Annotated in this window: 14 protein-coding genes; 8 read left to right on the plus strand and 6 right to left on the minus strand. The window is 65.0% G+C overall.

The annotated features are described in order from the left end of the window. Positions 1-66: 66 nt before the first annotated feature. Positions 67-1341 (minus strand): amidohydrolase family protein, encoded by a 1275-nt coding sequence (locus tag E4O92_RS21040; protein ID WP_135191625.1) that lies wholly within the window; start codon positions 1339-1341, stop codon positions 67-69. Positions 1342-1540: 199 nt separating this feature from the next. Between E4O92_RS21040 and E4O92_RS21045 the strand changes: the two genes are divergently transcribed. The 4 genes from E4O92_RS21045 (at position 1541) to E4O92_RS21060 (ending at position 8100) form a co-directional block, all read left to right on the plus strand. After that, positions 1541-2179: a phasin family protein gene (locus tag E4O92_RS21045; RefSeq protein ID WP_167759850.1), complete on the plus strand. Its 639-nt coding sequence runs from the start codon at positions 1541-1543 to the stop codon at positions 2177-2179. A gap of 186 nt (positions 2180-2365) precedes the next feature. Next, positions 2366-4117, plus strand: coding sequence for an ABC transporter ATP-binding protein (locus E4O92_RS21050; RefSeq protein WP_135191627.1), 1752 nt, complete (start codon positions 2366-2368; stop codon positions 4115-4117). Continuing rightward, positions 4107-5888 (plus strand): ABC transporter ATP-binding protein, encoded by a 1782-nt coding sequence (locus E4O92_RS21055; protein WP_135191628.1) that lies wholly within the window; start codon positions 4107-4109, stop codon positions 5886-5888. The genes E4O92_RS21050 and E4O92_RS21055 overlap by 11 nt, the downstream gene beginning before the upstream one ends. Positions 5889-6033: 145 nt before the next feature. Next, the gene (locus E4O92_RS21060) at positions 6034-8100 is read left to right on the plus strand and encodes a tetratricopeptide repeat-containing diguanylate cyclase (protein ID WP_135191629.1); all 2067 of its coding nucleotides are present in this window, start codon (positions 6034-6036) and stop codon (positions 8098-8100) included. 186 nt (positions 8101-8286) lie between these two features. On the opposite strand, the gene E4O92_RS21065 is transcribed toward E4O92_RS21060, so the two are convergent. Genes E4O92_RS21065 through E4O92_RS21085 form a run of 5 tightly spaced genes read right to left on the minus strand, consistent with a single transcriptional unit; the run spans position 8287 to position 16070 of the window. Then, positions 8287-8991, minus strand: a complete 705-nt coding sequence (locus E4O92_RS21065) for a hypothetical protein (protein ID WP_135191630.1) — start codon at positions 8989-8991, stop codon at positions 8287-8289. Positions 8992-8999: 8 nt separating this feature from the next. Beyond that, positions 9000-12605: a tubulin-like doman-containing protein gene (locus tag E4O92_RS21070; RefSeq protein WP_135191631.1), complete on the minus strand. Its 3606-nt coding sequence runs from the start codon at positions 12603-12605 to the stop codon at positions 9000-9002. Between the two features lie 20 nt (positions 12606-12625). Beyond that, positions 12626-13087, minus strand: a complete 462-nt coding sequence (locus E4O92_RS21075) for a hypothetical protein (RefSeq protein ID WP_135191632.1) — start codon at positions 13085-13087, stop codon at positions 12626-12628. A gap of 17 nt (positions 13088-13104) precedes the next feature. Next, positions 13105-14595 (minus strand): hypothetical protein, encoded by a 1491-nt coding sequence (locus tag E4O92_RS21080; protein WP_229483637.1) that lies wholly within the window; start codon positions 14593-14595, stop codon positions 13105-13107. Beyond that, complete coding sequence (locus E4O92_RS21085) at positions 14592-16070, minus strand: hypothetical protein (protein WP_135191633.1); 1479 nt, start codon at positions 16068-16070, stop codon at positions 14592-14594. The genes E4O92_RS21080 and E4O92_RS21085 overlap by 4 nt, the downstream gene beginning before the upstream one ends. Positions 16071-16283: 213 nt before the next feature. Between E4O92_RS21085 and E4O92_RS21090 the strand changes: the two genes are divergently transcribed. From E4O92_RS21090 to E4O92_RS21105, 4 genes are all read left to right on the plus strand, one after another. Further along, complete coding sequence (locus E4O92_RS21090) at positions 16284-17345, plus strand: M29 family metallopeptidase (RefSeq protein WP_135191634.1); 1062 nt, start codon at positions 16284-16286, stop codon at positions 17343-17345. A gap of 15 nt (positions 17346-17360) precedes the next feature. Continuing rightward, the gene (locus E4O92_RS21095; RefSeq protein ID WP_135191635.1) at positions 17361-18278 is read left to right on the plus strand and encodes a prolipoprotein diacylglyceryl transferase; all 918 of its coding nucleotides are present in this window, start codon (positions 17361-17363) and stop codon (positions 18276-18278) included. A 14-nt stretch (positions 18279-18292) separates the two neighbouring features. Then, on the plus strand, positions 18293-19126 hold the full coding sequence (locus tag E4O92_RS21100; RefSeq protein WP_135191636.1) for a phytanoyl-CoA dioxygenase family protein: 834 nt from the start codon (positions 18293-18295) through the stop codon (positions 19124-19126). Positions 19127-19335: 209 nt separating this feature from the next. Next, a complete protein-coding gene (locus tag E4O92_RS21105) occupies positions 19336-20424 on the plus strand; it encodes a S41 family peptidase (protein ID WP_167759851.1) in 1089 nt (362 codons plus the stop codon). Positions 20425-20755 lie beyond the last annotated feature (331 nt).

The following is a 20755-nucleotide window of genomic DNA, read 5'->3' on the forward strand; positions in this document are numbered from 1 at the left end:
ACCGCGTGCGCACAGGTGCGCACCCTACGAATTGCATAAATTTTAGCATCCGCCTCCCGCGCACACTCATCGCCCCAGCCGGAAATCCGTGGCCCCCGGCCGCCCCGGCAATTCGAGCTTGACGCGCATGCGCGGCGACTCGGCCACCACCTTTCCTCGCCGCAGCACCAATCGCCGCGCCGCGCGCAGCCGGATCGCCTCGACCGGATCGGCGGCATCGAGCAGCACCAGATCAGCATGACACCCCGGGGCGATGCCATACCCTGCGAGACCAAGGATGCGCGCAGGGACTTCGGTCACGGCCATGAAGCACTGCCGCATCGCGGCCTGCCCCGTCATCTGCGCCACGTGCAGCGCCATGTGCGCCACCTCCAGCATATCGCCCGAACCCAGGCCATACCACGGATCCATCACGCAGTCGTGGCCGAAGGCGACATCAACGCCCGCCGCGATCAGCTCCGGCACCCGCGTCATGCCGCGCCGCTTGGGGTAGCTGTCGTGCCGCCCCTGCAGGGTGATGTTGATGAGCGGGTTGGCAATCACCGCCACCCCGCTGTCAAAGATCAGCGGCAGCAGCTTGCTGACGTAGTAGTTATCCATCGAGTGCATCGAGGTCAGGTGCGAGCCGGCCACCCTGCCCTGCAGCCCGAGGCGCCGGGTTTCGCAGGCGAGCGTTTCGATGTGGCGTGACAGCGGGTCGTCGCTCTCGTCGCAGTGCATGTCGACCGGCAGGCCACGTTCGGCCGCGTACTCGCACAGCAGGCGTACTGACTGCGCGCCCTGCTCCATGGTGCGCTCGAAATGCGGTATGCCGCCGACCACGTCGACGCCCATCTCGACCGCGCGCCTGAGGTTGGCGAACGCGTTCGGGCTGCGCAGCAGGCCGTCCTGCGGAAACGCGACCAGCTGCAGATCCAGGTAGGGCGCGACGCGGCGCCGCACCTCAAGCAGGGCCTCGACCGCGAGCAGCCGGTCGTCGCAGATGTCGACATGGGTGCGGATCGCGAGCAGGCCGCGCGCAACCGCCCAGTCGCAGTACTGGAGCGCGCGTTCGACGATGGCGTCCTGGGTCAGCTGCGGCTTGAGCTCACCCCACAGCGCGATCCCCTCGAGCAGGGTGCCGGAGCCGTTCACGCGCGGCAGGCCGTAGCTCAAGGTGGCGTCCATGTGGAAGTGGGCGTCGACGAACGGCGGGCTGGCGAGCATGCCGCCGGCGTCGATCTCGCGCCCCGCCGCGACAAGCAGGCGCGCGCCCACCGCGGCGATGCGCCCGCTGGCAATTGCGATATCGATCCCTTGCTGGCCATCGGGCAGGTTGGCATTGCGAATCACGAGGTCCATGCGCGCTCCTCTATTGTGGATGGAGTAATTGTAGTGATTTCACGACATGTCAACGAAGACAATAGTGCAACAAGACAAATAATGTTGCGATGCAAGATTTCCCATGCAAAGCGCGGCAAATAATGCTTTCCAACACTGGCAATCACAGCTACACTCACTTTTATTGCAGCGCGTCATATTCAAACTCCAAGGAAATCCCATGACTTCACTTCCCGAACAGTTTTCCGCAGCACGCAAGACCCAGGTCGAACTCCAGTTCGATTTCTTCCGCGCCGTGACCAGCCAGGCATTCGACAGCGCCGGCAAGCTCATCGCGCTGAACCTGAACACGTCGCGCGCGGCGGTCGAACGCTCGACCAAGACCATCGGGCGGTTGTTCTCGATCACCGATCCGCGCGACCTGTTCGCACTCGGCTTGCAGCCTCAGGAACAATTCCAGAATATGGTCGCCTACGGGCGCGAACTGATCAACATTGCCACGGCCGCCAGCATCGCCGTGCCGCGCGCCGCCGCGCCGGCTCCGGTGCGGACCGAGATGCAGGCACAGCCTGAATCCGCCCCTGCCGCCGTCTTCCCCGAGGAGGCCGCAAGCGGGCAGTTCGCCAAGACCAGCGCAAAGCCCGAGGCCGCAAACGCGGACGAGCCGGTCGCCACGATTACCGAAGCGGTGAGCAAGGTGGTGCCCAAGGCGGAAGTTGCCGAGCATCCGGCTGCGGCGCCACTGATGGTGAGTCCCCAGCACGAGATCGCCCTGCCGTCGATAGCGCCCGAGCAGACGCCGGCACCGGTGCGGCGGACGAAGCAAGCGGCGTCGGCCAAGACCAGCCGACGCAAGTAGACACAGCGGCCTGAGCGCCGCTCGTGCAAAAAAAGTAAACTAGCGGGCTTCGGCCCGCTTTTTGTTTTTACGTCGTTCCCGCCAGGCGGGAATCCATAGGCAGCGTGAAATGACGTTCAGCATGGGTCCACTCCACGGGGACGACGATTGCCTGGGCCAACAGGATTAATTGATGAAGGATTGCGAATGAGTCTGGCAAGGCTGGTAGGCGACTTTGTACGCCGCAATTGGCGCGCCTATGGGTCGTCGGCGGTGATGCTGTTCGGCGTGGCAGCATGCACGGTATGGGTGCCGCGCAAGGTGGGCGAGATGATCGACGGCCTGGCGTCGCACCGCCTGGCCGGCTCCGACCTGCTGCTGCCGCTGGCCGAACTGCTCGCTCTGGGCCTGGCCATCTACGTGCTGCGCGTGGGCTGGCGCATCCGCCTGTATTCAGCATCCTACAAGCTGGGAGTCGAACTGCGCACGCGGCTGTACGCGCGTCTGGCCGCGCAGGGCCCGGCCTTCTACCAGCGCCAGCGCACCGGCGACCTGATGGCGCTGGGCACCAACGACATCGACGCGATCGAGCAGGCGGCCGGGGAAGCGATGCTGGCCGGCTTCGACGGCACGCTGACGCTGGTGATGGTCCTGGCGATCATGTTCCTCGGCGTCGACTGGCGCCTGACCCTGATCGCGCTGCTGCCCTTCCCGTTCATGGCGCTCGCGTTCTGGTACATCTCGCGCCACATCCATGCGGCGGAAGTCGATTCGCTGCAGCGCTTTTCGAAACTGAACGACCATGTGCAGGAGTCGCTGTCGGGCGTACGCACCTTGCGCGCGCTCGGGCTGGAGCAGCGCAGCGCGGCCCAGTTCGCGGAGCTGACCCAGCGCGCGGCCCAGGCCAGCCTGTCGGCCCAGAAGTGGGAGGCGGCCTATGAACCGGCGGTCGGCCTGACCCTGACCGCCGCCAGCGCGCTCACGCTGGGGCTGGGCGGCTACCTGGTCTGGAACGGCCAGCTGACCATCGGCGCGCTGACCAGCTTTACGATGTACCTGGGCCAGCTGATCTGGCCGATGTTCGCGGCCGGCTGGGTGCTGTCGCTGATCGAGCGCGGCCGCGCGGGCCTGGCGCGCCTGCAGCCGCTGCTCGACACCCCGCTCTCGGTGGTCGACGAAGGCACGGTCGAGAAGGTCGGGCACGGCGCGCTGACGTTCTCGAACGTCAGCTTTTCGTACGGCCAGGACGAGCGGCGCGCACTCGACGATGTCTCGCTCACGTTGGGGCCCGGCCAGACGCTCGGCCTGGTCGGCCCGACCGGCGCCGGCAAATCCACCCTGCTGCGGGTGCTGCTGCGCCAGGCCGAGCCGCAGCATGGCGGCGCATCCTGGGGCGGGCATACGCTTGAACAATACCGGCTGGCGGCGCTGCGCGCGGCCATCGCATGGGTGCCGCAGGAGCCGTTCCTGTTCTCGGCAACGGTGGCCGAGAACATCGCACTGGCGCGCCCCGACGCCACCCGCGCCGACATCGAAGACGCCGCGAAGATGGCCGCGATCCACGACGACATCCTGCGCTTCCCGCAGGGCTACGACACCCCGGTGGGTGAACGCGGCATCACGCTGTCCGGCGGCCAGCGCCAGCGCGTGGCCATCGCGCGCGCTCTGCTGGCACACAGTGCGCTGCTGCTGCTCGACGACGCTCTGTCGGCGGTGGACACCGGCACCGAGACGCGCATCCTGGAACACCTGGACCAGCTGCGGCGCACGCGCCCCGAACTGTCGGCCATCATCGCCAGCCACCGCCTGTCGGCCGTGATCAAGGCCGACCTGATCGTGGTGCTCAAGGGCGGCCACATCATCGAACGGGGCACGCACGACGAACTGCTCGCCAGGGACGGCTGGTATGCCAGCCAGTGGCGCTATCAACAACTGGAGGCCAGCCTCGATGCAATCTGAATCGACACCGATCCGCGACCAGGCGAGGCAAGCGATTGCGCTGCTGCGCCGCGCCGCCCACCCCGACCGCATGCACCTGGTCTGGGCCACCGTGTGGCTGGTGGTGGCGGCCGGACTGGAAGTGCTCGGCCCGCTCCTGGGCAAGAAGCTGATCGACGAGCACCTGCTGCCGCACCGCGCCGACTGGCCGCGCATGGCGCTGCTGCTGGCCGGCGTGCTGCTGACCGGCTGGGCCGCGACCTGGCTGCGTTTTCGCCAGCTGATCCGCCTGTCGGGCATGGCGATGCGCGCCGTGCAGCGCCTGCGCGAATGGGTCTACGGCCACGTGCTGCGCCTGCCGATGGCGTTTTTTGATCGCGCCATCACCGGCCAGCTGGTCAGCCGCGTGACCAACGACACCGAGGCCGTCAAGCGGCTATACATCCAGGTGCTGTTCGTGATCCTCGACAGCAGCATCGTCTTGATCGGCACCACGGCAGCCATGGCCTGGCTCGACTGGCGCCTGATGCTGATCGTGCTGACGCTGGTGCCGGCGGTGCTGGGCATCGTGTGGCTGTACCAGCGCCTGTCCAGCCCCGCGGTCACGCGCGCCCGGGCGCTGCGCAGCGAGATCAACGGCCAGATGGCCGAATCGATCGGCGGCATGAGCGTGCTGCAGGCGAATAACGCCGAGTGGCGCTTCGGCGAACGCTTCGACGCCACCAACCAGACCCACTACAAGGCGCGGGTGGCCGAACTGCGCGCCAACGCCTTTTTGCTGCGCCCCGCGCTGGACCTGATCAACGTGGTGCTGCTGGCGGTGGTGATCTTCAGCTTTGGCCAACGCACCATCAGTTCGGTCGAAGTCGGCGTGCTGTACGCGTTCATCAGCTACATCGCGCGGGTGGTCGAGCCGCTGATCCAGATTACGATGCAGTTTTCGAGCCTGCAGCAGGCGGTGGTCGCCACTTCGCGCGTGGCGGCGCTGCTGGAGGAAGCGGGGGCGCCGGAGCATGCGGCAGCGCGCACGCCAGGCGCACGCTTGGCAAGCGCCCACAACCGCCCGGCCGTGCGCGTGCGTGACGTGAGCTTTGGCTATTCTCCGGGGCAGACCGTGCTGCACCACCTGTCGCTCGACGTCCCGAACGGCGCCTTCTTCGGCATCGTCGGCCACACTGGCAGCGGCAAGTCGACCCTGCTCTCGCTCCTGCTGCGCTACTACCCTATCGATACCGGCGCGATCGAGATCGACGGCGAGCCGCTGGCGGCGATCGACAACGAACGCTTCCGCTTTGATATCGGCCTGGTGCCGCAGGACCCGTTCCTGCTGGCGGCGTCGGCGCGCGAGAACATCGACATGGGCCGCGGCCTGCCGCAGGAAAGGATCGAGGCGGCCGCGCGCGCCGCCCACGCGCACGACTTCATAGCAAAGATGGAGAACGGCTACGACACGCCGCTGGGCGAAGGCGGCTCGCGCCTGTCGTCGGGCCAGAAGCAGCTGATCGCAATCGCCCGGGCGCTGGCCGGCCAGCCGCGCATCCTGCTGCTGGACGAGGCCACCTCGCGCATCGACAGCGCGACCGAGCAGATCGTGCAGCAGGCGCTGGACGAGTTGCGCGGCACGGTGACGATCATCGCGATCGCGCACCGGCTGTCGACGATCCGCGATGCCGACCGCATCATCGTGCTCAACCACGGCCGCATCGCCGAAGCCGGCGCGCACGAGGAGCTGATGCAGGTTGAGGGCGGGATCTACCAGCGACTATACCTGCTGCAGCAGCTGGCGGCGTGACCCGGGCAGGCGCGAAATTTGCAACCGTTGCTTCCATGTGACTTTTTAGTAAAAACCAGAAAAAACACAATTTCTTAGTTGCAACAGGGATATAATTCCAAGTCCACGCCCCCCGCAGGGGTTTCCCGACCTTCTTGAGGGACCTATGTTCGCAGCATTGAAGGAGACGTTGCAGCGCCGCCGCCAATTTGGCTTGCTGGTCTCCCTGTGCCTCGCCATTCCCGCCACCTGGGCCGCCGCGCCGTCGCTTTCCGCGAGCCTTGCCGAGGCCCGCGAACTCAATCGTTTCTTTCCCGAGCGCGCGCTGCCGATGCTGCTCGAGATCGAGCCGCAGGCGCGCGCCGCCCCCCCCGCCGAACGGGCCGAATTTTTGGCCCAGCTATGCTCGTCCTATCTGGGGGCAGGCAAGCATGAGCATGCGCTGGCCACCTGCGACGAGCTGATCGAATACGGACGCGCGAACAAGGACAAGGTCGCCCTGGCAAAGGGACTGTTGCGTAAAGGATACGTCGAATTCGCGCTGAACGAGCTGCCCCTGTCGCACAAGCTGATCTGGGAAAGCGAACAGCTGGCCAACACCACCAACGACATCGAACTGCGCGTGCGCGCCATCATCTCGTCCGGCCAATCGTACGCGGAAGACGGCAATTTTCCGCTCGCGCTGGCAAAGTTGCAGGCGGCGGCCCTGCTCGCCCGTGAAAACGGCGATCCGATCCAGATCGTCATGGCCCAGAACGCGCTGGCGAAACTGTATCGCCAACTGCGGGAATACAACAAAGGCTTCGAAGCGCTGGCCGAAGCGCATGCCGCGGCCGAGCGCAGCAGCTCCCCGGGACGCATGTCCACCCTGCTCAACACCGAATACGGGCTGGCAATGGACTCGGGCCAGCAGCAGCGCGCGCTCAAGGCGATGCTCAGCTCGCTCGCCCTCGAACGCAAGATCGGCTCGCCCTCGCGCATCGCGCATGCGCTCGCCAACCTGTCCAACTGCTACCTGAAGCTGCACAATTACACCAACGCCGCCTCCTACGCCCAGCAGACCATTGCCGCCGCCAAGGAAATGAACAACGAGCGGCTGGTGGCAGTCGCGCGCATGAATCTGGGCCTGGCCTACCTTGGCAAGGGCCGGCTGGCCGAAGGAAAACGCAACATCGAGGCCGGCCTGGCGCTCTTCGAAAAGGCTGGCAGCAAACCCGACCTGCAAACGATGCTGGTCGATTATGGCGACGCCCTCGAACGCGCCGGCGACCTGAACGGCGCCCTGACCGCCTACCACCGCGAACGCGCGCTGTCGAACGAGCTGTTCGAAACGCGGCGCCAGAAAGCCATGCTTGAACTGCAGGAAAAGTACGAGGCCGACAAGAAGGAACGCCAGATCGAACTGCTGATGCGCGAAAACCAGGTCAATTCGGCCGAGATCAAGAACCGGCGCCTGCAGCTGCGCGTGTGGGGGCTGGTGGTCGTGGTGTTCGCGCTGACAGCGATCATCGTCTGGTTCCTGTACCGCAAGGTGCGCCATGCGAACGCGAGACTGCACGAAAAGAACCTGGAACTCAAACAGCAGAGCGTGCGCGACCCGCTGACCGGCCTGTACAACCGGCGCCACTTCCAGGAATTCATCCGCAACTACCACCACACGGAAAAACGCGGCAGCGGCACCACCGGCGAAGACGTGGTCGGCGCGCTGTTCCTGCTCGACGTCGACCACTTCAAGAACATCAACGACACCTGGGGCCACGCTGTGGGCGACGTGGTGCTCAACTCGATTGCGCAGAACCTGCGCGACATCCTGCGCGAGACCGACATGATCGTGCGCTGGGGCGGCGAAGAATTCCTCGCCTTCCTGCCCGCCATCCCGAGAAGCGGACTGGATGAAGTGGCACGGCGCCTCTTGAGCGGGATCGCCTCCACCCAGATCGAGGTCCAGGGCGAAAAGCTGGCGGCCCAGGTCTCGATCGGCTTCGCGCCGTTCCCGCTGGCGCTACGCGGAGAAGCGCTGTCGTGGGAGCGCGCGGTCAACCTGGTCGATATGGCGCTGTACCTGGCCAAGGGGCACGGGCGCAACCGGGCTTACGGCGTGCGCGCGTTCTCCAACTTCGAACAGACCTCGCTGGAAGAGATCGAGCAGGACCTGGAGCGTGCGTGGCGCTCGGGGTACGTGGACCTGTCGATCGTGTTGTGCGGGTGGCAGGAACTGAGGGTGATGGCGTAGAAAACCAGCAGCGCTTCCATGCACACGCGGCCGCGCGCATGGGCGTAGGGTGCGCACCTGTGCGCACGCGGTACGTTTGCGTTGAGTTGGCGGTTCGCTCGGCTCACGGTCAACGCCAACGCGGCGCTAACGTCCGCGTGCGCACTGGTGCGCACCCTACGAAACCCGCAGGCGTTCGCACATATTTCACTGTTCCTCGCTACGCCGAGAGCCGCGACGATTCAACTTGACGCGCGGACGGGCCACACCGTCAATCGCCCCCGCCAGCGACCTTGCATCCCCAGCATCACCCGTCGATTTGCCACGCTGCCGCATCCGCCTGCACTCACCCGCAGCCTCGTCGAGTGCCTCCTGCAGCCGCTGGAGCTTCGCCGGCGTCGCCCCCTTTGATCGCAACGCTGCCAGTTCAGATTGCGCTTCCCGTGACTTGCACTGCTCGGCCAACACGATCGCACGTTCAATGCGCGCATCCAGCTTTCGAGTCGAGGAGTGCTTGGCGACGAACCAGGTCATCCACAGGACGAGAAGCGCGAGCAGCCACCAGCGCAGCCGAATCGGCTGACGTTGCGGCAGACGCGGCGCAACAGGAGCGGCCGACTTGCCGGATGTCGCTGCCCAGCGCGTAGGCCCCCGCGATCCATCAGCAGCATTCCTTCCGCGCCCATCGTTGCCCACCTCACCTGCAGCAGCACGCACCCGCTCCTGCGCCAATGCCGGCGGTCGTTCGTCGGCCTTCGCATCCGCCACAGCGTCACCGGGCCCGAAGACGGCTTGCTGACTGTTCGGGCGAGCACGCTGATCCAGACCGCAGTACGGACAAAACTCCACACGCCGCGGCATCGTGCGCGCGCACGAAGGCTCGATGCAGCGGTAAGCAACTTGGTCCGGCACTCAGAGCCTCACTCCGGATCCGGTATTTCGTCTTCAGGATCCGGAACCACGGCATTGAGCAGCGCCACCAGCTCAGGAATCTCGCCCACGGTCTTCCACTTGTCGGCCCTTGGATTCCACTGCATGTTCCAGGCACGCGTGTCCGCATCCACCTCGCCGCGCGCGATCTGCTGCGCGATTTCGCTCATCGAATGCGGCCCACGCTGCACGCCGTTCAGGTACAGCCTGTAGCGCACCGGCGAATCGGGCGTGATCCGACGCTCGAGCACCTGCGCCGCGCGCTCGTCGCTGGCCAGGAATTCGGGCCGCACGACCAGCTTCTCGACCGGCCGCCCCACCTCCCAGCTGTAGGCATCGCCGGCCGAATCGGGCACCGGCTCGCTCCATTGGTCGATGCTCGCCAGCGCCGCATCGACCTGCGCCTGCGAAATCGAAGGGTCGAGCGCACGCGCGCGCTCAAACCAAACCTCGAACAGCCTGCGCGCGGTAATGTTCGGCAGCGAGGGCGACGGCAGCTGGACGCCAGTCTCGTCGACTTCAAGCCGCGGTTCGTACACGCGCAACTGGTAGTACCGCATCAGCGCCGCCAGCAGCACGAACTGGTGCGCGCCGATCTGCGCAAGCCTGCTTCTCGCCGCAGCGATCACCTGATCGCGGTAGTACGGTGGCAGGCCGTTGGAGCGGATCGCGAACTCGTTGCCGATCTGGAGCCATTCGCCCGACCCCGGCTCGACCTCGAACAGGTACTGCCCACGCGGCTGGAATGACGCCTCACGGTCGCCCTGGTCCGGTTTGCGCCGGATGACGCCGAGCGCGTTCGCCGCAAGGAACCATTCGTAGTCGTCGGCCAACCGGTTGAGTTCATCCATTGAAGGCGAGATCGGATGGCGGAACCGGGTCGAGTCGAAGTGCAGGTGCGTGGGAATCTTGGGATTCTCGATCTGGTACGACGCACGCCAGGTCGGCAGGCCGCGCAGCACCGTCATCGGATAGCCGGACAATTCGACATAGCACACCGCCCTGCCGGGAATGCCGGTGTTGACGATCGAAAGCTGGTCCCCGTGGAAGAAGCCGCTCGGTACCGCGGCCCGGATCTCGGCTTCCATCTTGCGCCACGCATTGACATCGCCCACGCCAATGAAGGCCTTGAACTGGTCGGCGGCGGGCGTGAACTCGGCCGAGAAGCGCACGTTAATCCAGGGCATGGCGCTCCGGATCCATTCGCCGAACACGCGATGGCGCTCCGGCTGCGACATCGCCGACAGGCGATCGAGCAGCGGATCGGGCGGCTCCGCACCCGCCTGCCAGTCACCGGAAAGCTGGGTCTGCGCACGCCGGAACAGCTTGAGCAGCAGGTCCGACCGCAGGCGCTCGTCAGCCAGTTGCGGGAACAGCCGCGCCGAGCCGCCGAATTCGAGGAGCACCTCTTCGCTCCATGCGGGGACTATGCCAGCCAGCTTGACCTGCTCGGGCAGCACGTCGCTGGCCAGCTTGACGCAGGTGGCGTGCTCATGGCGCGCATCGGCGCGCAACTGGCCGATGCGCTGGTCGCAAACGGCCAGCATCGCCTGCACGTGGCGCCGCCCTTCCTGGAATTCGCCGGCGATGCCGCTCCATTGGGCCTGGCCATGTTCGTCAGTCGATTGCGGCTCGCCCAGCCAAGCCGACATTGCGCTCATGACCTCGATCGCCTGCCCCGCGGCCACAGCCAGCAGGTGAAAACGCAGGTAGTCGGCCACGTCGCGCTTAAGGTGGTTCATCACTTCGCGCGCCTGCGCCTCCTTGCCGAACAGGCGCCCCGCCGCCTGCGACAGGTTGCTCAGCGATTCCTCCACCTGGCGCGTGCGCAGCGCGTCGCGGATCTCGCGGTAGCGGCGCGCGTTGCGCTCGGCATTGGCCAGGTCGCGCTGCTGCAGGCGCGCCTTGACCTGCTCCAGCAGCGACAGCACGAACTCGAGGCCACCCTGCTTGCGGTCGTCCAGCAGCGCGAACAGGCGATTGCGCACGCGCGCCTGCAGCTGGCTGGTCAGCTCAAGGGTGCGCCGCTTGATGCGGTCCTCGCTCGTTTCGGCCGTGGCGCCGGCCTCGCGGATCGCGTCGCGCTCCAGGTTGGGCAGAAGCTCCGCCACCTTTTCGCGCCACAGCTTCAGATCGTAGCCGGCCAGGATGCGATCGATTTCGAGCTGGACCTTGCTCTCGACCCGTTCCAGCATCGAGCGATGGTCCTTGTCCATCAAAAGCAGGCGGGTCAGGCCATATTCCTGGAACGGCGTCACGTCCACGGTGCCCTTCTTAAGATCGGGGAATTCGCCGAACGGGCGCTCGGTCATGTCGAGAAAATCGCGCATGAAGGCGTCGCGCTCCTGGTCGCCGGCGCGCCGGGCGGCAGCGCCGTCCGTGCCAGCCAACCCGAAGAAGTCCTTGACCATCAGCGCGGCCAGCTCGTAGGCGCGGATGTCGTCGTGCAGGCTTTGCTGGGTGTCGAGCACCGCGTTGCCGAAGGCAGAGTAGACCTTGGAGAACGACAGGCGCATGTCGCCGAAGCGCTGCTCCGGCACCTTCGGGTTGTACGGCCCGAGCTTGTGCTGCTGCTGGTTGACCGCCACTGAGCGCTTGCGGTTGGCGAAGTCGGCGGAGGCGAAGTCCTCGAACAGCGTGTCGGCGACCATCTGGTACACGTCCTTTACGTCGAGCGTGGCCTTGTTGGCGATGTTGGCCGTGTCGACGAAATAGACGTCGTCGAACGGCGCGCCGCGCCCCACCACGCTGTCCGGGTCCATCCAGCGCACCTGCGCGTTCATGTCGCGCATCGTGGTTTCCAGCTCCATCAGCGTTGCGTAGGCGTTCGCTTCGGTGCGCTCCTTGTTCGCCCATGCAAAGCCCGATGGCATGAACAGCACGAGATCGACCTGGCTGTCCGACACTTCCTGGCGCGCGATCGCTTTCGACAGCCAGCCCAGGTCGATCACGCTACCGGCGCCGGTGCCGCCGGCACAGGAAGCGATGACGACGATCCTGAACCGGGACGTGTCGACCTGCAGCCCGAGCCGCTTATCGTTCGCCTTGCGTTCGATGCCTGCGTTACTGCTCAAGAAATTCAGCGCACCCTTGATGCGGCCGCGCAGCTTGGGATATTTGTCGAACAGGTAGAGCCGCCCCAGCGCACGCACCTGGCCCGCGCCCTTGGACGGGTCGATGCCGAGCGAGCGCAGTCTTTTCGGCCGTAGCGGCATCCAGCTTTCGATCAGCGGAAAGCGCGCCAGGCTGTCGTCGGATTCGTGGTACTGCTGCAGGTCGATCGGCTCGACCAGCCGCTCCTCATCCGTGAGCTTGACCAGCTCGTACCACGGGTCGGTCCGCTGCGACTTGCCGTTATCGATGACCGCATCGCCGTCCAGATCGAAGTGCAGGAAGCGTGCCACCGGAAAGTCGGCGATCGATTCAACGCGGGTCGGATGGTGGCGGTTCCACACCGCCGAGAGGATGCGGCGCCGGATGCGCATCATCACTTCCATGCCGGTGCCGCCAGCGCCGATGAACAGCGTCGGCCGCAGGTCGACCTTCAGTTCAGCCGTTTTTTTGCCGAAGCTGGCGGGGGTGGAAAAATCTGCCATGTTCTGCCTTTCGTCGTCGATTATCTGCGTCCGATGAACAGCGCCGCCATCAGCGCCACAATGCCGACCGCGACCAGCGGCGCGGTCACGGCGAAGGTCAAGAATTTGCCGGCGTTGATCATCGCGAGGACCGCCGCCGCCGACATGAAGCCAAGGCCGACGAACAGCAGCCAGCCCGCGCTGCCGGCAGAGGACGGCGACACGCGGCGCACGACCAGGTGGTGTACGTAGGCGTTACGCGCAAAAAAATAAATGACCAGCAGGACCAGGAAGGCCGTCGCGCCGATCGCCAGGTCGCGGGCCGACGTATCGGTGGCCGGGTTGAGCGCCAGGCTTGGCGGGGACGCGACCTCGATCGGCTCATGCGCCGTCGGCGGTGTGGTCTGGGGCAGCGGGTCGTTCGGCTTGGCCGCCTCGGACGGTAGTTTGAAACCGGGATCGGCCGGGCTGCTCGAGGTTGGTGCCTGCGTGGTCTTTTGCATTTTTTATCCCCTTGGGTTCAACGGCCACCAAGGTGCACTTGGGCGCCTTCGCGTAGGTCAGTCAGATGGTGGCCAAACAGTGTGGTTTTGAGCTGGGCGACCTGGTTGCCCGCGTTGTCGAAAATTGGCTGGGTGGTGCCGGGGCGCGCGTGCAGCATGCGCACCTCGTCCCCGACGGTCACCCGCACCTTGCGCGGACGGGCAAACGCGTAGGCCGCGACAGCCGCGGCAAGCAGCGCCAGCAAACTGGCCCCGCCGATCAGCAGCAGCGGCTGGAGCGGGTAATGCATTCGTACTTCGATCGGCAGCATCGCATGGGACTCCTTGATTCGGTCCGGGGGCACAAAAATCTCCGGCAGCGGATCGCCCGGGAACAGCTGCTCCATCCGCTCGCGAAAGGCACGCGACAGTTCGAGCTTCTGGCCGGCCAGGTGCAGTTCGATCCGCCCGGGCAGCACGTAGGCCGAGCCTGCGGACTTGAGCGCTGCAATCGACCACCGCGCAGGAATGTGCGCGACCGGCAGCCGCATGGTGGAAGCCAGCGGTTCGGGCACGCCGGGCGCGAGCGACCTCACCTCGCCGCTGCCGAGGGTGATCGGCAGGCTTTCGCCGGCCAGCAGCGAACGCGCGCTGATCGACGCGCCCGCGATCGTGTACGGGTAAATCGTGTTCTCGAGGTACCAGCCGATCCTCGCCGCAGGTGCGCGCGCCTGTGGATCGACGTCGGCGCGCAACAGGCCGCCCTGCGCCATCGAAAACGACACGCCGGGCGAATCGTCCACGCGGCGCGGGACCAAGCGCACGGTGTCGCGGTCGAGGGGCTTCAACCGGGCCGGCGGTTCGGTGATCACCTGCCCCACGCGGCCCGCCGCCAGCATCTGATCGAGCGCGCGTGCGCCCTGCTGCCCGACCCCGAACGCATACACCATCAGCCCGTTGGCATGGTAGTGCGCGCCCTGCACCGGCATCCTCAAAGGGAACGCGAGCGCCTTGTCGATCGAACCGCCCTGATGGATCAGCTCATAGAATTCGCGATTGCGCGTGGCCGTCGCCTGGTCGTTGTTCGGGCTGTTACGGTTGTTCGTGACCAGCCAGATAATGCCGGGCTTGCCCGCCAGCGCCGTGTTGATCGCCGCGCCGAGCGCCTCACCCAGGTCGGTATCGGCCAGCGCGCTGCTGCCCGGCTTGCGTGCGACTTCCAGTCTGTCCAGCGCTCCCGACACCTGTTGTCGCAGCGCCGGTTCCGCCTTCACCGACAGCAGCCCCCGTGGCGAGGGCGCGCCCGGCAGCGCCTGGTTGAATGCGGCGAGCACCACCGGATCGCCCGGCTGCGCCGCCGCCACCACCAGTTCCGTCACCAGCGGTTTGAACTGCGAACGCGCGTCGCTGTAGAACGGCTCCATCCAGCCAGAGTTCTGGACCAGGAACACCTGCGGGATCGCGAACGTTGACGCTCCAGTGCACAGCAGCGCGGCGCCAGCCACGGTGCGAACGAATGCGCGGATCACGACAGCTCTTCCAGACGCCAGCCGCGGATCTGGTTCCAGTCAGGGTGATGCAGCCACAAGATGCTGTCGTACACGAAAGGGACGCATTCGAGCGGCCGTGACAGGCGCGCGACCTCGTCCAGGATCACGTTGCGCCTGCCGATCCATTCAATTGTGGTGCGGGCGATGACACGGTCGGCCAACGCATCCTCCGCGCGGCCGGTGTATTTGTGAAAGCGCAGCACCAGCCCGCTCGGCTGGCTGCGGTCGCTGTTAAAGCCGCGCAGCAGCGGCTGCACCAGCGATTCGTCCTCTTGCTGGTCCTCGACCTGTTCTCCGGACCACGGCTCGTCGACCACCGGATGCCCACGCCTGTACAACAGATTGGCAAAGCCCAGGCGCGCACCATCGATCGGCTCACGCTGCGGGCGGTCCGCGCCCAGTTCCAGGAACGAATAGGCCAGGCCATCGTGCCCGATGTGCCACAAGCGGCCGTCGCGGCTCTGCGTCGGACCGCCGAACGACAGGCGCGGCTGCCAGCCCTGCGGCCAGGGCATGAAGCGCGGCGCCTCGCCGGGACGCCATACAAGCTGGCCCTGCTCGTGCAGCCAGAACAGGCGGCCGTCGTAGCCGAAAGGTTGCGTCCACCCTGCCGCAGGCACATCGCCACAGTCGTAGCCCTGGCGCTCCGAATCATCGCTGCGCGCACTCCACAACCAAACGCCCTGCCCATCCTGATACAGGCAGGCGATATGGCTGCGCATCTGCCCCGGCGCGGCCACGATCCGGCCCTCGAGCACGGGTTCGGTGCGAAAGCTTTCGTTGACCGGGTTAACCCACAGCCGCCGCAGGCCGCACGCGGTCGGCACGATCGCGACCTCGCCGCGCTGGGGATGGAACGCCGGCAGCCATGCGTAGCCCGACTCGGTGAACACCAGGTCATCGTCCGCGCCTTCGGGCGCCATCACGTGCCACAGCTGCGCCATCGGATCCCAGTACTGCAGCACGCCGCGTGTGAACGCCAGCGCCAGCAGCCGCTGCACGGGAAAGCCGTAACCGGCTGCGGCAAACACGCAGTGAGCATTCGGCGGCACCCGCATCGCAACATCAAAACGGCCCACATGCGGCACGCTCTGGCGTTGTTCGAGGCTGTCGGCAAGTGGCACCGAGGTCACCGGCAGGCCGTGCGGCACGTGGCGCGGCAGGAAAAGATCCGAGTGTGGACCCCACCAGTCGGCCGGAGTGGAATGCGCGGTCATCCGGTCCAGCGGACGACCGCAATTGGGGCAGAACGCAAAACCTTCGGGATAGACCGGCGCGCAATCGCACGACGTGGGCAAGGAAGCGCCGAGCAGGCGGGCGACATCGGGCAGGCGGCCGCGCGCCTGGGCATGCCGGTCAATCCGGCCCAGCCCTTCGCTCGCCAGCAGTTCGAACTGCCCGCTGTGCTCATCCTCCAGCCAGACGCTGGCCGGTGTTTCCCATCGGTATGCCATTGCGCTCCGCCGTTGATGTCGAAAAACGCGACCCAGCCCGTCTCAACAGGGGCCGTGTTGCCAGTCGCATCATAGCGCCGCTGTTTTGCGTATGGCGCGCTGTACAAGAGGTAGCGCAAGGCGAGCCTTCACGGATCAACAGGCGAGCCAATCAAGGGAACTTTCCGGCGCACCTACGTATAATGTCGGGCTCAACGAACGACAAATTTCCCCATGTCATTGCTCGCTCAGCCTGTTCCAGAACTGTCGCCCGACCTGCCCGCGCACGCGGTCGACGAGGCGGAAAAGCACCTGCGCGACGTGCTGAACATCGCGATCGAACATGGTCCGTCTCATGCTGCTCTTGTTGTTTATGACAGCCGCACGGGCTTGTCGCGCGCGCTGACCGAAGCTTACCGGCGCAACCTGCCCGGCGCCGACTTCATCGACTTCGACAGCATGGCGCCGGACGACGTACTGGCCGCGTTCAAGCGCATGGCGCCGAAGGATCTCGTGGTGCTGGTCCAGTCGACCAACTTCCGGCTTGAGGCGTTCCGGATTCGGGTGGAGCTGTTCAAGCTTGGCCTGAAGGTGATCGAACACGTGCACCTGTCGCGCATGCCCGGTGCCCAGTCCGAGCATTACATCGAGGCGCTGTCCTACGATCCCGCCTACTTCCGCGGCGTTGGCAAGGCACTCAAGGCGCGCATCGACGCGGCGCCTTCTGGCCGCGTGTGCGGCGGCGGCGAAGAGCTTGTGTTTGCCTCGCCGTTCGAGCCGGCCAAGCTGAACGTGGGCGACTACAGCGAGATGAACAACGTCGGCGGCCAGTTCCCGATCGGCGAGGTGTTCACCGAGGCGCTGGACCTTGAGGCGGTCAACGGCCGCGTGCAGGTGCATGTGTTCGGCGACACCTCGTACCATACGAACCGGCCCGAAAAACCGGTCACGCTGGTGATCGAGCGCGGGCGCGTGGTGGACGCGATCGACGCCACGCCGGAATTCCAGCAGGTGCTCGACATCATCCGCCGCGACGAAGGCGAGGTGTGGGTGCGCGAACTGGGCCTCGGCATGAACCGCGCCTTCACGCGCGAACGCCGGGTGGACGACATCGGCACCTACGAGCGCATGTGCGGCATTCACCTGTCGCTCGGCGCCAAGCATGGCGTGTATCCCAAGCCAGGCTTCAAGCGCAAGGACGCGCGCTACCACATCGACGTGTTTGCAGTGACGGATGCGGTGTATCTGGGCGATGAACGCGTCTACGAGAACGGGGCCTGGACGGTGACAGACTAAAACGAGCGAGCGGCCATGTCATCCTACCCATACTTGAGCGACGTGATCAAGGGCATTACCGGCTACGATCTTCCCCTGCCCATCGCCATGTTTGGGCTGTTCGTGGGATTTGGGATGCTCGCTGCCGCTGCTTGCCTGCAAATCGAATTACGCCGCCTGCACGCCGCTGGCCGAATCGCCAACGCGCGCAGGCAGGTCAGGAACAAAAACGGCGAGAACATTATCGTGGAGGTGGCGCCGCACCAGATTGTGACCGACCTCGTCTTTGTTGTGATGCTCGCAGGCGTTATCGGCGCCCGCCTGTTCCATATTCTCGAACACCTCGACAGTTTTCTTGCCGATCCGTGGAGCATGATATTCAGCCGCTCGGGGCTCAGTGTGTTCGGCGGACTGATACTGGGGACCGGTGCGGGCATTATCTTCATCAAGCGCTGGAATCTGCCTGCGCGTCTGCTGCTTGACGCAGTCGCTCCGGCCATGATGCTTGGCTACGCAATTGGCCGCATCGGATGCCAGGTTTCCGGCGACGGCGATTGGGGCATCGCATCCAACATGTCGATCAAACCCAACTGGCTTCCGATGTGGGCGTGGGCGCAAACCTACGGCAACAACATTATCGGTGAGGTCATCGCGGCGCCAGGCGTTTATCCAACGCCGATGTACGAAACGCTGCTCGCATTGGCCTGCTTCGCTGCAATCTGGGCGCTGCGCAAGCATCCGTTCAAGGCTGGATGGCTGTTCTCGTTGTATTTGTTATTCGCGGGCCTGGAGCGACTACTGATCGAACAGATTCGCGTCAATCCGATATTCGATCTTGGCTTCGTCCACGCCACCCAGGCCGAAGTGATCGCGGCTGCGTTGATATTTTTCGGATTGGTCGGGCTGGCTTCCTTGAGTGGCCATCGGAATGCCGACCGATTGATCCCGACCTGATTCAGGAAAACCACATGCTCACCAACGAACAGCGCGCGCAGTACGAAAGCGACGGTTACATCGTCCTCCCCGGCTTCAAGAGCCTTGAAGAGATCGCGCTGCTGCGCAAGCGCGCCGGCGAAATCGTTGACGCCTTCGATCCTGACGAATCGCGTTCGATCTTCACTACCAGGGAACAGCAGGCGGACGAGTGGTTCCTCGGCTCGGACAATACGATCCGCTGCTTCTTTGAAGAGGAAGCGTTCGACGAAAAAGGCCAGCTTCGGCAGGCCAAGGCGCTCTCGATCAACAAGATCGGCCACGCGATGCATGACCTCGATCCGGTGTTCGAGCGCTTCACGCGAGACCCGAAACTGGCGGAGGTGGCACGCGACCTCGGCCTGGTGCAGGCGCAGGTGTGGCAGTCGATGTACATCTTCAAGCAGCCTGGCATCGGCGGCGAGGTGCGCTGGCACCAGGACGCCACCTTCTTCGAGACCACGCCGATCAGCGTGACCACGTTCTGGTTCGCGCTCGAGGATGCGACCATCGACAACGGCTGCCTGTGGGTCGAACCGGGCGGGCATCGCGGCCCGCTGCGCGAACGCTTCGTGCGCATTGGTGACCGCATCACGATGGAAAAGCTGGACACGACGCCGTGGCCGGATGACAGCGTCGCTGTGCCGCTGGAATGCAGGGCCGGCAGCCTGGTGTGCTTCCACGGCCTGCTGCCGCATTACAGCGCGCCGAACCGTTCGCCGGTGTCGCGGCATGCGTTCACCTTGCACGCGACTGATGCGCGCACCGAATATTCGCCTCGGAACTGGATCCAGCGCGACGCCGGCTTTCCAGCACGCGGCTTCGACTAATACTTCCCGTCTTCCTCTCGACCCGCAGGTTGCCTTCCATAGGCGGCCTTTGCACGCCCGTCGCATCGCCACTTTGGCAATAAAATTGCTATGCCATAGCAATTGATGTGCTATTCTCAATCCAATCTATTACCTCCGCAAGGAGGTAGTCGATTCGGATGAATTCACCACACACCAAGAACCCGCGTGCCGCAATCAGAGGAAAAGAAATGAAAAAGAAATGGATTGTCATACCGTCTTTGCTGGTGCTGACCGTGATCGGAGCATATGCCACCATGCCCGTGTGGTGGCCTTTTTGGGATGAATATAGGCCGCGGCAAAAGGTTGTCGTCGACAGCGCGATGCGGGTGGAGGCGGTCGATACGCTGGTGGCGAAGCTGAACGATCACTATGTCTTCCCCGACAAGGCCAAGCAGATTGAAGCAGTCCTGCGTCAGCGCCATCACGAGGGCAAGTACGATGGCATGACGGACGGCGAACAGCTGGCAAAACAGCTCACGGACGACCTTCACGGCGTAGCCCATGACCTGCATATGAAGGTGAGGTTCAGCCGCGGGCTGGTTCCGCCCGACGATGCAGTCGGGCCTCCACCGGCGTCGCAAGCGGAGTGGGAACAGCGCACCAACTTCGGCATGCGCCTGTTCTTCGGCGTTTACCGCCGCCTGTCAAACCTTGGCGTGGAAAAGGTCGATCACCTGAGCCCCAACATCGGCTACCTGCAGGTTTCCGGCTTCCCTCCACCTTTCTTCGTGGCCGAAAAGTACGCCGCAGCGATGGATAAACTCGCTGACACCGACGGCCTCATCGTGGACCTGCGCGAAAACCGCGGCGGCGGGCCGCAAACGGTGGCCTTACTGGTCAGCTATTTTGTCGACCAGCGTACCCGCCTCAACGACATCTGGGATCGCGATACCGGCATCTCTATCCAGCAGTGGACGGAAGATAAGCTCGACGGCAAACGCTATGGTGGCAAGAAGCCGGTCGTCATCCTGGCCGGCCCGGGCACGAGGTCCGCCGGCGAAGACTTCACCTACACGATGCAGGCACTGAAACGCGCCACGGTGATCGGTGAGAGGACCTGGGGCGGAGCCCACCCCACGCGCCCTTATCGCCTTGGCGACCATTTTTTTGCCGTGATACCCAGCCGGCGCACCATCAGTCCAATTACCCATACCAACTGGGAAGGAGTGGGCGTTATGCCAGATGTTGCGGCGGCGCCGGACAAAGCGCTTGAGGCGGCAAAGGAACTGCTGCAGCGTCAAATCCACGGGGCTGCTCCCCTTAGCGCTGCGAAGTGATTCAAGCTGGCGACACGCCGGTACGTTTCGGCACGAACGCGCTTGTCGCCAGCTTCTTCACTTCCGTTTTAGGCGGCGGCCGATACCGGTAGCCGTCAAATCAACTTGGTGTGCTTTCACGGCCTGCTGCCGCATTACAGCGCGCCGAATCGGTCGCCGGTATCGCGGCACGCATTCACGCTGCATGCCACCTATGCGGGAACGGTCTACTCGGCGGGCTGGATTCAACGCGATCCGGGCTTTCCGTTTCGTGGTTTCGGTTGAACTAGCCAGCCCGGCCTACCTAAACATCGTTCAGAAAACACTCTTCACACTGCTTGATCTTCCGCTT

The sequence above is a fragment of the Massilia horti genome, assembly GCF_004614195.1.
Classification (GTDB): Bacteria; Pseudomonadota; Gammaproteobacteria; order Burkholderiales; family Burkholderiaceae_D; genus Telluria; species Telluria horti.

Coding starts and splice junctions, on each gene's coding strand:
- E4O92_RS21095 (WP_135191635.1), top strand. CDS start 17,361: ATGTCATCCTACCCATACTTGAGCGACGTGATCAAGGGCATTACCGGC.
- E4O92_RS21070 (WP_135191631.1), bottom strand. CDS start 12,605: ATGGCAGATTTTTCCACCCCCGCCAGCTTCGGCAAAAAAACGGCTGAA.
- E4O92_RS21105 (WP_167759851.1), top strand. CDS start 19,336: ATGAAAAAGAAATGGATTGTCATACCGTCTTTGCTGGTGCTGACCGTG.
- E4O92_RS21085 (WP_135191633.1), bottom strand. CDS start 16,070: ATGGCATACCGATGGGAAACACCGGCCAGCGTCTGGCTGGAGGATGAG.
- E4O92_RS21075 (WP_135191632.1), bottom strand. CDS start 13,087: ATGCAAAAGACCACGCAGGCACCAACCTCGAGCAGCCCGGCCGATCCC.
- E4O92_RS21060 (WP_135191629.1), top strand. CDS start 6,034: ATGTTCGCAGCATTGAAGGAGACGTTGCAGCGCCGCCGCCAATTTGGC.
- E4O92_RS21050 (WP_135191627.1), top strand. CDS start 2,366: ATGAGTCTGGCAAGGCTGGTAGGCGACTTTGTACGCCGCAATTGGCGC.
- E4O92_RS21045 (WP_167759850.1), top strand. CDS start 1,541: ATGACTTCACTTCCCGAACAGTTTTCCGCAGCACGCAAGACCCAGGTC.
- E4O92_RS21055 (WP_135191628.1), top strand. CDS start 4,107: ATGCAATCTGAATCGACACCGATCCGCGACCAGGCGAGGCAAGCGATT.
- E4O92_RS21040 (WP_135191625.1), bottom strand. CDS start 1,341: ATGGACCTCGTGATTCGCAATGCCAACCTGCCCGATGGCCAGCAAGGG.
- E4O92_RS21100 (WP_135191636.1), top strand. CDS start 18,293: ATGCTCACCAACGAACAGCGCGCGCAGTACGAAAGCGACGGTTACATC.
- E4O92_RS21090 (WP_135191634.1), top strand. CDS start 16,284: ATGTCATTGCTCGCTCAGCCTGTTCCAGAACTGTCGCCCGACCTGCCC.